Raw genomic sequence first — 11513 nt, 5'->3', positions numbered from 1 at the left:
CTCGCCTCGCTCACCGTTCGACCCGGACCTCCGGCCGCATCCACCAAACTGCAGCGACAAACACCACTGCCTTCACCACTCACGCCTTGAGCCGATAGCCGCTGCGGAAGATCGCCGCCACCACGCCCAGGCACACCAGCAGGAACAGGAACGTCATGCCGGTGCTCACCGCGATATGCACATCGGCCTTGCCGTAGAAACTCCAGCGAAAGCCGCTGATCAGATACACCACCGGGTTGAACAGGGTGACCTTCTGCCACAACGGCGGCAGCATGTTGATCGAATAGAAACTGCCGCCCAGGAAGGTCAGCGGCGTCACCACCATCAGCGGAATCACCTGCAGTTTTTCGAAGCCATCGGCCCAGATGCCGATGATGAAACCGAACAGGCTGAAGGTCAGCGCGGTGAGCACCAGAAAGCCCAGCATCCACACCGGGTGCGCGATCTCGTATGGCACGAACAGCCGTGCGGTCAGCAGGATCAACAAGCCCAGCATCACCGATTTGGTCGCCGCCGCGCCCACGTAGCCGATCACGATTTCCCACCACGCCACCGGCGCGGACAGCACCTCGTAGATGGTGCCGGCCCAGCGCGGCATGTAGATGCCGAACGAAGCATTGGAGATGCTCTCGTTGAGCAGCGACAACATCACCAGGCCGGGAATGATGAAGGCGCCGTAGCTGATGCCGTCGATATCGCCCATGCGCGAACCGATCGCCGCGCCGAACACCACGAAGTACAGCGAGGTCGACAACACCGGCGAGGCGATCGACTGGGTCAGCGTGCGGAAGGCGCGCGCCATTTCGAAGCGGTAGATCGCCGCAATCGCATGCAGGTTCATGCGCGCACCTCCTGCTGACGTGCGCCATGCACCAGGTTGACGAAGATCTCTTCCAGCGAACTCTCGCTGGAATGCAGGTCCTTGAAGTCGATGCCCTGCTCGTTGAGCCGGCGCAGCAGCGCACCGATGCCGGTCTGCTCGGCCTGGGTATCGAAAGTGTAGATCAAGGCGTTGCCTTCGGCGGCCAACTCCAGCGGCAGGTCGGCCAGCGCGGCGGGCAGCGCCTGCAACGGCGCCTGCAGGCTCAACGTGAGCTGTTTCTTGCCCAGCTTGCGCATCAGCGTGTGCTTGTCTTCCACCAGCACCAGCTCGCCGCGATTGATGACACCGACGCGGTCGGCCATGTCTTCGGCCTCTTCGATGTAGTGGGTGGTCAGGATGATGGTGGTGCCCTGCTCGCGCAGCCGCCGCACCATCTGCCACATGTCGTGACGCAGCTCCACGTCCACACCGGCCGTGGGCTCGTCCAGGAACAGGATGCGCGGCTCGTGGGCGAGCGCCTTGGCGATCAGCACACGCCGCTTCATGCCGCCGGAGAGCGTGGAAATCTTGTTGTTGCGTTTCTCCCACAGCGACAGCTCGCGCAGGATGGTTTCCAGGTACTGCGGATTGGCCGGCTTGCCGAACAGGCCGCGGCTGAAACGCACCGTGGCCCACACCGTTTCGAACGCATCGGTGGCCAGTTCCTGCGGCACCAGGCCGATGCTGGCACGCGCGGCGCGGTAGTCGCGCACGATGTCGTGCCCGTCGGCCAGCACAGTGCCGGTGCTGGGGTTGATCAAGCCGCAGATGATGCTGATCAAGGTGGTTTTGCCGGCGCCGTTGGGGCCGAGCAGCGCGAAAATCTCGCCGCGCCGGATCTCAAGATCCACCTGTTTGAGCGCCTGGAAACCGCCGGCGTAGGTCTTGCTCAAGCCCTGGATGGAGACGATCGAAGTCATGGGTCTGGCACGGGAGGATAAGCGCCACAGGGTAGGCCGTGCGCCATGAAAATGGCAGCAGTGCGAGTGGGATAGTGTCTCCCGACACACGCGCAGGAGCGTGAGCGAACTGGGCTGCGCACGCACGCTGCACCCCGGTGTTGGCGTATCTCTATGCAGGAGCGCGCCTGAGCGCGATGGGGCTTTCCCGCCAATGCCCCATCGCGCCCAGGTGCGCTCCTACCAAAACATGGCAACCGCCTTGGCTCTTGCGATTCCCCACTCCCGATTCCCGATTCACGCGCGCTTGCGCGACTCGATCAGATCCAGATTGCGCACCAGCCGCCGCGACAGGTCGTCGGAAATTTCGCGTCGTCGCGCAAGCTTGAACAGCTCATTGCGCTCGGCCACCAAGGCCGCATGGCGAAACTGGCGCAGCGCCTTTTCGTAAGCAACCGCCTCTTCCGGATCGGTCTCGGCCATGTCCACCGCGCCGAGCTTGCGCTGATAGCGCTGGCTCACCTGGTTGGCCGCCGCGTTGTAGCGCTCGGCATGCTTGCTGTCTTCCACCAGCCGCTGGCGCAGCTTTTCCACTGCATCCAGCGCCGCCTGCGAAGCGGCTTTGACGGCCAGGTCTTCCTTGAGCTGCTCGTCTTCTTCTTCGGGCAACTCCAGCCCACGCAACAGCCGCGGCAACGCGACGCTGGCCACCAGCAACGACACCAGAATGACCGAGGCCGCCAGGAAGATCGCCAACTGACGGGCCGGGAAGGGCGAGCCGTCCTCCAGCATCAACGGCAGCGTGAGCACGCCGGCCAGGGTGATCGCACCGCGCACGCCGGCCAGCGACACCGCCACCACGATGCGCCACGGCGGGCTGACATGCGCCTCGCCGCGTCGCTGCGCCTTGAAGATATTCCAGCGCAACGACAGGAACACCCACACAAAACGCAACGCCATCAGGCTGAGACTGATGGTGGCCACGTACACCGCCAGCCACCAGGGATTGAGGTGCCCGGCCTCCTGCACGCTGCGCACCGCACCGTCCAGGATGCCCGGCAACTGCTCGCCCAGCAGCACGAAGATGATGCCGTTGAAGGTGAACTGCACCGTGTCCCACACCGCCGAACGCTGCAGGCGCATATTGCCCGGGGCGTTGCCGGCCATTTCCACGTAGCTCATGGTGATGCCGGCGGCCACTGCGGCCAGGATGCCGGAGGCATGGAAGGCTTCGGCCAGCAGATACGCCGCAAATGGGGTAAGCAGGTTGACCAGGATCGCCGAACCGGGCTCCTCGCCGAAATGCCGCCAGATCCAGGCCTGGATGCGGCTCAACCCAAAGGTCGTCGCCACGCCCAAGGCCAGGCCGGCCAGCGCCACCCACAGAAAGGTCAGCGAAGCGGCCGCCACCGAGAAGGTGCCGGTCAGCACCGCCGCCACCGCGAACTGGAAACACACCAGGCCCGAGGCGTCGTTGAGCAGCGACTCGCCTTCCAGAATGTGCATCAGGCGCTTGGGGATCGGCACCTTGGAGGCGATCGAGGACACCGCCACCGGGTCGGTCGGCGAAATGATCGCTGCCAGCGCAAACGCCACGGCCAGCGGCATCGCCGGTATCAGCCAATGGATGAAGAAGCCGGCACCAATCACGGTGAAGATGACCAGCCCCAACGCCAGTTCCAGAATGGCCGCCTTGTCGCGGAACAGGCCCTGCTTGGGAATGCGCCAGCCATCCAGAAACAGCAGTGGCGGCAGGAACAACAGGAAGAACAGCTCCGGTTCCAGCTCGTGCCCGGCATCGAAGACGCCGGAGACCACCGCGCCCAGCGCGATCTGGACCAACGGCAGCGGCAGCGAAAACGGCAGGATGCGGATGAGGTAACCGCTGGCCGCGACCGCCAGCAACATGGCGAGGACGACATCGATCGAATGCATGAAAAACCCGGAATGAAGAAACGGCCGCACGCGCGGCATCGCATATTGCGACGCACAACAACGCACCTACCGGACCATACCGTGTTGCACCCGGTGATGAAAACCACCGCATTGCCTCGCACCTTGGCAGGTTGGGCGATGCGGCAGGGTTGTTGCGGATCGGTTCAACCGGCCGGCGTCCGATACGCTGGCGAATGGAGGCAGGCGCGGTGACGCGCTTCAAGTGCGCGCCCTGCGGCAAACCGATCGTGCAGCGACGCGGTGGCGAGCGGCTGCGGCTCGATCGGTGACGAACGATGCAATGACGCACAGGCGTTTCCGCAACCGCAGCCGGCATGTTGGACACAGGCACGTCTGCGTCGGCCGCAGTGCATGAACGCTCGATCCGATCGAGCCGAAGGCATGTCGCGCCCACGGCATCGAAGGGCGTTGCGCATCGCCTTGCCGCTTTCTTGGAAGGGCACGAACCATCGCGCTATAGCCACGGATGACGCGCGAGCGCGTGCGGGTGCAGCGACCGCTGTCGTATCGCTGTCGGTCGTGGCCCACGCGGGCACCAGCCACCTGTGACGCCACCATCACCACGCCAAACGTGGTTGATGAATGTCAAAACAGCGTGATGCATCCGGCCGTTTCGCAGGCGCGTATTGACGTTACGGTTGCCATCCAGGCAATCGCCAACCCAAAAGGATCGATGCCTCATGAAGACTTCATTCCAGTCGCTTGCCGTTGCCACCGCCATTGCCCTGAGCAGCGCCATGGCTCCCGCCTATGCTGCGTCCAATCCGACCGTTGGCGGCGCGCCGATGCTGGCGACCAAGGACATTGTCGACAACGCGGTCAACTCCAAGGACCACACCACGCTGGTCGCTGCCGTCAAAGCCGCCGGCCTGGTCGACACGCTGAAGGGCCCGGGCCCGTTCACCGTGTTCGCACCGACCAATGCGGCCTTCTCGGCACTGCCGGCCGGCACCGTCGACACCTTGCTGAAGCCCGAATCCAAGGCGACGCTGACCAAGGTGCTGACCTATCACGTGGTGCCGGGCAAGGTGGATGCTGCTTCGCTGATCGCCAAGATCAAGGCCGGCGGCGGCAGCGCCACGCTGACCACCGTGCAGGGCGAACCGCTGACCGCAAAGCTCAATGGCAAAAAGGTCACCATCACCGACGTCAAGGGCAATACCGCCAACGTCACCATTGCCGACGTCATGCAGAGCAATGGCGTGATCCACGTGGTGGACAAGGTGCTGATGCCGTAATGGCCTGCCGTCGCACTGCGACGCGTCGCGGCTGACGCAGGCACGCTGCCATCGGCGGAACGTGGTTTTTCCGCCGATGGCGCAGCGCTTTCATGCAGCGTCATGGCCTCAGACGCGCTGTCTTGAAGAAGTTTCCGTCGATGAGGCGACCGTTTAGCAAGCGCAGACCTTACGCGACATCGACACACAAGATGTCTCGGCTAGTGCGGTATCGGGCAACCAGAGGCACCGCATGACGGCTGCCCTGTGGGTTCTGTTTGTCGCTAGTGGATCAGCAACTCCAAGCCACCGATCGACGGTGGAGGGCAGTGGATCTGCGAACGTCCTACCGAAGGCAGGTCTTCGTTCAACATGCTGTGCGTCGCGCGAGCCAGCCTCCAGCGACCGCAATCAAACCGTCAAGCGGCGGTGATGGAGTGACCGGCGTGCCGGTGGCTCCGCTTGGTGTCCTGATTCTCCGACACCGTGCGCGTGCCCTTGCACGCGTATTTTTTTGCCCGTGCGACGCGCGGTTTCCCTATCTCGACTGATCGCTGGACGGCGGCGGTGGATCCAGCAATCGACGGAGATCTTCGACAAATCCGCGATACCCTTCTTCGCGCGCATCGGTCGATGGCTGGCGCAACACCCAGGACGGATGCACCGTGGTCAACACCGGCGTGCCGTCGTCCAGGCGTTGCCATTGCCCGCGCTCGCGCATCAATCGGAAGCTGCTTCCCAACACCGCTTGCGCCGCAGTCGCGCCCAGGCAGACGATCTGGGCCGGACGCAATTGCGCCCGTTCGGCCTGCAACCACCCGCTACAGGCCTGTACATGGGTGCGCTCGGGATTGCGATGCAGCCGCCGTTTGCCGCGCTGCTCGAAACGGAAATGCTTGACCGCATTGGTGACGTAAAACTTCTCTCGGTCCACACCCAGCTCGCCCAATGCCATGTTGAACAGGCGCCCGGCAGGCCCGACAAACGGACGACCGCTCAAGTCCTCTTCATCGCCAGGCTGCTCGCCGATCACCATCACCGACGCATCGTCGGGCCCTTCGCCGAACACTGTTTGCGTTGCTGGTTGCCACAGCTCGCAACGCCGGCAATCGCGTGCGGCAGTGCGCAACTGGGCCAGGCTTTGGGTGACCACGTCCGGCAGTGGCGCAGGCGCCGCCGGCACCCGTCGCCGTACCGGCTCGGGCGCGCGCTCGGCCATCTCGCGCACGCGCACGCCGGCTTCGCGGATCAGCTCCGGCAACAGCGTGGCTTCGGGCAGGTTCTTCCAATATTTCTGCGGCATTTCCTGCCGCATCATGGTCGGGTTGAGCCGCGCCGGGTTGAAGATGTGCGCGTAGTACGTGCGCCAGAGCGTCTCCTGCGCATCGTCGGCCGGGACCTGGGTGCGCACCGCGCCTTCGCCAAAGGCCAACGCCTGCCCATCCCAACGCACGCTGCGGTACGGGGTCAGGATCGCCCAGCGCATGCCGGCAAACCGGCGCGCAAAAAACGGCGCCACGCGATCCACGATCCAGTGCTCGGGCTCGAACCAGGACACGAAGTCTTCTTCTTCCCCGGGCAGGCGGCGAAAGCGCACGAAGGCCTTCATCTTGTGCGTATCGCGCTGCACCGCTTTTTGCCACTGCCGTAGCCGGTGTACATCCACATCGGTGGCGCGTTCCAGCAAGGCTTTTTCGCCAGAGGCAACGCGCCACAGCAAGCGATACAACACGGCATGCCGTTGCGGGTCGCGGTGACACAGCACCGAGGCCGCCAGCTGCATGAAATCTGCAGAGACCCGTGGTGGTGGCACCACAGCCGGCAACGCCAACAGGCCCTGCCCCATCAACAAGCCGCCCTGCGCCCCGCCATTCCAGGCCACATCGTCCGGCTCCACCTGCGCGCACCAGCCCGCCCGCGCCAACGCGCGCCATGCCTCAAAACTCCATGGCGGCTCCACCTCAGCGCTGAACATCGCTCACACCGCACTCCCCAGAGACTAACGCCACCATCAACACCAAGACCCTATCGCCGCTGCTATTGCTATTGCTATTGCTATTGCTATGGCCGTGGCCGTGGCCGTGGCCGTGGCCGTGGATCTTGCTTCACCCCGTCGCCTTAAAGCGAGCCGAGCACCGCAGTCATGCGTGGCCGAAGAGGCGCCCTTGTTTGAGCGTAGCGAGTTTGGGCGCCGTGCCGCGCGTGGCAAGGAGCGCAGGGGACCGGTGCGGCCTTATCGCAGAGGCACTAATCAAACAACCCCGCCTGCCTAGGCGCAGGTGCCAATTGCGCCCGCAACCGCACAGGATCATCCAAGCGTTGACGCGGATGATGATCCAGCACACTCACAAACGGCAGCAACTTCTTCATTGGCACGCGCAGCCGTGCCAGATCCCCAACCCGCAAGCGCGCATGCCGCCGCGACAACAACAGACGCTCCACGTTGCGCGTGCCCAGGCCCGGTACGCGCAGCAGCATTTCGCGCGGTGCCGCATTCAGATCCACCGGAAACCGCTCGGGATTGCGCAATGCCCAGGCCAGCTTGGGGTCCACGTCCAGGTCGAGCATGCCGCTGGACTGCGCCGGCGCAATGTCTTCCACGCTGAACTCGTAGAAACGCAGCAACCAGTCGGCCTGGTACAGCCGGTGCTCGCGCTGCAGGGGCGGCGCCTGCAACGGCAGCTTGGACGAGGCGTCCGGGATGGGGCTGAAGGCCGAGTAATACACCCGGCGCATGCGGTAATTGCCGTAGAGGTTGTGGCTGGTGTCCAGAATGCTGCGGTCGTTGGCATTGTCGGCGCCGACGATCATCTGCGTGCTCTGCCCGGCCGGTGCAAAGCGTGGCGGCTTGGCGCGGCGCACCGTTTCGGCCTTGCGTTCGAGCTGGTTCTCTTCGATGCGCCAGCGCAACTCGCCCATCGCCGAGCGAATGCCGCCCACGCTTTTTTCCGGCGCCAGCAGCGTCAGGCCCTGTTCGGTGGGCAACTCCACATTGATGCTCAAGCGATCGGCATAGCGTCCGGCCGCTGCCAGCAACTCCGGGGCCGCATCCGGGATGGTCTTGAGATGGATGTAACCGGCGAAATGGTGCACCTCGCGCAGCTGCCGCGCCACTTCCACCAGTTGCTCCATGGTGTAGTCGGAGTTGCGGATGATGCCGCTGGAGAGAAACAAGCCTTCGATGTAGTTGCGCTTGTAGAAATCCAGCGTGAGCGTGACCACTTCCTCCGGCGTGAAGCGCGCACGGCGCACATTGCTGGACACGCGATTGACGCAGTACGCGCAGTCGAAGATGCAAAAATTGGTCAGCAGGATCTTCAACAGCGACACGCATCTGCCATCGGGCGTGTACGAGTGGCAGATGCCCATGCCCTCGGTGCTGCCGATGCCGCCGGTGCCCAGCGAGTTGCGCTTGTTGGCGCCACTGGAAGCACAGGAGGCATCGTATTTGGCGGCGTCGGCGAGGACGGCGAGCTTGTCGAGGATTTTCACGCGGGCAGCATGCAGCGGTGGCGTCTCAGCCTATGAGACTCGCATGCACCCGATCGTGAATGCTTCAGAGCGCTGCGGGTTGGCGCGATCCGGCCGCTCGCAACTGCATGCGTCCCCGCCCCTGCCGACCGTGCGATTGCGCCATCCCGATCGGCATTGCAGCACTTGGCGCAAACATGCCGATGCGCCCACGTCCGCACCCCGGCGCTATGCCGCGATCGGGTCCGCCGCCGCTGCAGGGCCATCGAAGCGATACAGATCCATGGCCATCAAACCCGCATCGATGCCGGCGTCGATGCGCTGCGCACCAAGCCGGTCATCGCCGGCCGCCCCCATCGCCACGTACAGCGGCAGCCAGTGCTCGTCGCTGGGATGCGCGCGTGCGGCATGCGGCGCCTGGCGGCGGTAGTCCAGCAGCGCGGGGATGTCGTTGTCCAGCAGCTTGCGTTCGGTCCATTCGATGAAGGGCCGCACGTACGGCGCTTGCCGCTCGGCGCTGTAGCCGTGGCGCAAGTCGTGCAGGTTATGGGTGATGCTGCCTGAGCCGACCACCAGCACGCCGTCATCGCGCAATGGCGCCAGCGCACACCCCACCGCGAACTGGTGCGCCGGTCCCAGCTCGGGCTGGATCGATAGCGACACCACCGGGATGTCGGCGTCCGGATACAGCAGGCGCAGCGGCACCCAGACGCCGTGATCGAAGCCGCGCTGCGGGTCCAGTTGCGGATGCAGGCCGGCCTGCTCCAGCCGGCGCACGATCTGCTGCGCCAATGCCGGCTCGCCGGGCGCCGGATAGTCCAGCGCATACAACGGCGCCGGGAAGCCGCCAAAGTCGTGAATGGTCGGCGGCCGCAGCGCACCGCTGACCAGCGGGCGACGGCCCAGCCAGTGCGCGCTCGCCACCACGATGGCACGCGGCCGCGGCAACGCGTGCCGCAGGTCGGCCAGGCGCTCGCCGACCTGCCCCGGCTGCAGCGCAGTCATCGGCGAGCCGTGCGAGATGTACAGGGAGGGCAAGCGGGTCATGGACAGCTCCTTGATCGATGAAAACAGCATCGGCGCGACGGCCTCATGGCGAATGCGCCTGGTCGGGCAAGGCCCGGGCGATCACCGACTCCGCCCATGACGCCAGGTCCCCGGTCGCCGCCCGGGTTTCGGGCGCCAGGCAGCGCGCGCAAGTGCCGGCTGGAGCGCACGCCATCACGCGGTCATGCCAGGCACCGCAAACGCCCACGCTGATGCAGACAGGCGTGCCGATGGGGGCGCGAAAATGCAAGGCCAGCCGTCATGGCGGACTCCAGTAGGCACCACACCAGTCTATTCGTTACAGAATTCTGATAAATACAGTTACTTCAGATAAATTATTTCACTTAAGGTAACAATCGGACCTCCATGGATACCCTCGATGCGATGCGCGTGTTCGCCGCGGTGGCCGAGCGCAGCGGCTTCAGCGCCGCCGCCGATGCATTGGACCGCTCCACTGCCAGCGTCACCCGCCAGATCGCCGCGCTTGAACAGCGGCTCGGCACCCGCCTGCTCAACCGCACCACCCGCCGGGTCAGCCTGACCAGTGCCGGCAGCGCCTACTACCAGCGCTGCCTGCAGCTGCTGGCCGATCTGGACGACCTGGAGGCCACCATCGGCGCGCAAGCGCTGGAGCCGGCTGGCGTGCTGCGGGTGAACGCGCCGGTGAGCTATGGCATCGAGCGCCTGGGCGCATTGCTGCCGGGCTTTCGTGCACGCTACCCGCAGGTGGAACTGGACCTGTCGCTGTCCGACCGCCTGGTGGACATGGTCGAAGAAGGCTTCGACGTCGCCATCCGCATCACCCGCCAGCCGGCGCCGATGTTGATCGCCCGGCAGTTGGGCAAGGTCCGCATCCTGGCATGTGCATCGCCGGCCTATCTGGCGCGTGCCGGAACACCCCGGCACCCATCCGATCTGGCCGGCCACGAATGCCTGCTCTACCACTACTCCCCCAGCGGCGACGAGGTGCGCTTTCAGGGCCCGGAGGGCGATATCGACGTGCGCCTGCGCGGCGGCCTGCGCGCCAACAACGGGCATGTGCTGAACGCTGCCGCGCTGGCCGGGCAAGGCATCGTGATGCAGCCGGATTTCCTGGCCGAGCCGCACCTCGCCGCAGGGCGGCTGGTGCGCATCCTTCCGGACTACGCACTGGACGAAATCGGCATCTTTGCGGTGTACACCAGCCGCAGCCACCTGGCACCGAAGGTGCGCAGCTTCATCGATTACCTGATCGAATGCATGGCCGAGCCCGGACCTGGTTGAGCCAGCGGCGACGCCAAGAAACAGGTCGCTGATCCGGCACGTGAGCCAATGCGGCCGGGATGCGGGATCGGGGAACTGGGCGCGCAAGCACGCGACATTTCGACAAACGCATCCCGGTTCACCCGCGGCGGCAAACGACCGCGGCAACAGTTCGTCCCGTGCGTGGTCATTCTGCTGTCGCGACCGGTGTGGTGTGCGCACAATCCGGCTCCCCGTTCAACAGGAGTGCCCATGAGCAAGATCGCCATCGTGTATTTCAGCGGCTACGGCCACACCGTCAAGCAGGCCGAAGCCGTGCACGCGGGCGCGGCCAGCGTTGGCGAGGCCACGCTGTACCGCATCGACCAGGACGGCAACCTGCCCGACGACGCGTGGGATGCCATCAGTGCCGCCGACGCCATCATCTACGGCAGCCCCACCTACATGGGCGGCCCGGCGTGGCAGTTCAAGAAATTTGCCGATGCCAGCTCCAAGCCGTGGTTTGCGCAGGCCTGGAAGGACAAGGTCGCTGCCGGCTTCACCAATTCGGCATCGGCCAACGGCGACAAGGCCACCACCATCCAGTACTTGTGGACGCTGTCGCAACAGCATGGCCAGATCTGGGTCGGCACCGGGCTGCCGCCGGCCAACACCAAGGCGCATGGGCCGCAGGACGTGAACTGGACTGGCGGCTGGGGCGGTGCACTGGCGATCTCGCCATCGGACGCGTCGCCGGACGAAGCGCCGCGTCGCGGCGACCTGGAAACGGCCAAGCTGTTCGGCAAGCGCGTGGCCGAAGTGGCCGCCAAGCTCAAGGGC

Annotated in this window: 9 protein-coding genes; 3 read left to right on the top strand and 6 right to left on the bottom strand. The window is 65.1% G+C overall.

The window, feature by feature from the left end; all coding sequences use genetic code 11:
- Window positions 1–79 precede the first annotated feature (79 nt).
- The 3 genes from LN450_RS12270 to LN450_RS12260 form a co-directional block, all read right to left on the bottom strand.
- Window positions 80–841: an ABC transporter permease gene (locus LN450_RS12270; protein ID WP_011348694.1), complete on the bottom strand. Its 762-nt coding sequence runs from the start codon at window positions 839–841 to the stop codon at window positions 80–82.
- On the bottom strand, window positions 838–1782 hold the full coding sequence (locus LN450_RS12265) for an ABC transporter ATP-binding protein (protein ID WP_011348695.1): 945 nt from the start codon (window positions 1780–1782) through the stop codon (window positions 838–840). Before LN450_RS12265 ends, LN450_RS12270 begins: the two co-directional genes overlap by 4 nt.
- Before the next feature lie 276 nt (window positions 1783–2058).
- On the bottom strand, window positions 2059–3735 hold the full coding sequence (locus tag LN450_RS12260) for a Na+/H+ antiporter (protein ID WP_008573327.1): 1677 nt from the start codon (window positions 3733–3735) through the stop codon (window positions 2059–2061).
- A gap of 662 nt (window positions 3736–4397) precedes the next feature.
- Here LN450_RS12260 and LN450_RS12255 point away from each other — a divergent pair.
- Window positions 4398–4955, top strand: a complete 558-nt coding sequence (locus tag LN450_RS12255) for a fasciclin domain-containing protein (protein ID WP_008573326.1) — start codon at window positions 4398–4400, stop codon at window positions 4953–4955.
- A gap of 517 nt (window positions 4956–5472) precedes the next feature.
- Here LN450_RS12255 and LN450_RS12250 read toward each other — a convergent pair.
- The 3 genes from LN450_RS12250 to LN450_RS12240 form a co-directional block, all read right to left on the bottom strand.
- Complete coding sequence (locus LN450_RS12250) at window positions 5473–6909, bottom strand: UdgX family uracil-DNA binding protein (protein WP_011348696.1); 1437 nt, start codon at window positions 6907–6909, stop codon at window positions 5473–5475.
- A 272-nt stretch (window positions 6910–7181) separates the two neighbouring features.
- Window positions 7182–8426, bottom strand: a complete 1245-nt coding sequence (locus LN450_RS12245; RefSeq protein WP_008573323.1) for a putative DNA modification/repair radical SAM protein — start codon at window positions 8424–8426, stop codon at window positions 7182–7184.
- 207 nt (window positions 8427–8633) lie between these two features.
- Window positions 8634–9452, bottom strand: a complete 819-nt coding sequence (locus tag LN450_RS12240) for a DODA-type extradiol aromatic ring-opening family dioxygenase (RefSeq protein ID WP_039417931.1) — start codon at window positions 9450–9452, stop codon at window positions 8634–8636.
- Between the two features lie 366 nt (window positions 9453–9818).
- On the opposite strand from LN450_RS12240, the gene LN450_RS12235 reads away from it, so the two are divergent.
- Window positions 9819–10715, top strand: a complete 897-nt coding sequence (locus tag LN450_RS12235; RefSeq protein WP_011348698.1) for a LysR family transcriptional regulator — start codon at window positions 9819–9821, stop codon at window positions 10713–10715.
- A 231-nt stretch (window positions 10716–10946) separates the two neighbouring features.
- Window positions 10947–11513, top strand: a 567-nt coding sequence (locus LN450_RS12230; RefSeq protein WP_008573320.1) for a flavodoxin family protein, incomplete at its 3' end; no start/stop codon positions are given.

The organism is Xanthomonas euvesicatoria pv. euvesicatoria (assembly GCF_020880415.1).
Lineage (GTDB): Bacteria > Pseudomonadota > Gammaproteobacteria > Xanthomonadales > Xanthomonadaceae > Xanthomonas > Xanthomonas euvesicatoria.
Note: the sequence above shows the minus strand (reverse complement) of the source record. Positions and strands in the feature narration are given on the sequence as shown.

What these genes read in the sequence shown, in the direction of transcription:
- LN450_RS12270 (WP_011348694.1), bottom strand. Translation starts at nt 841, where the DNA reads ATGAACCTGCATGCGATTGCGGCGATCTACCGCTTCGAAATGGCGCGC.
- LN450_RS12240 (WP_039417931.1), bottom strand. Translation starts at nt 9,452, where the DNA reads ATGACCCGCTTGCCCTCCCTGTACATCTCGCACGGCTCGCCGATGACT.
- LN450_RS12265 (WP_011348695.1), bottom strand. Translation starts at nt 1,782, where the DNA reads ATGACTTCGATCGTCTCCATCCAGGGCTTGAGCAAGACCTACGCCGGC.
- LN450_RS12260 (WP_008573327.1), bottom strand. Translation starts at nt 3,735, where the DNA reads ATGCCGCGCGTGCGGCCGTTTCTTCATTCCGGGTTTTTCATGCATTCG.
- LN450_RS12250 (WP_011348696.1), bottom strand. Translation starts at nt 6,909, where the DNA reads ATGTTCAGCGCTGAGGTGGAGCCGCCATGGAGTTTTGAGGCATGGCGC.
- LN450_RS12255 (WP_008573326.1), top strand. Translation starts at nt 4,398, where the DNA reads ATGAAGACTTCATTCCAGTCGCTTGCCGTTGCCACCGCCATTGCCCTG.
- LN450_RS12235 (WP_011348698.1), top strand. Translation starts at nt 9,819, where the DNA reads ATGGATACCCTCGATGCGATGCGCGTGTTCGCCGCGGTGGCCGAGCGC.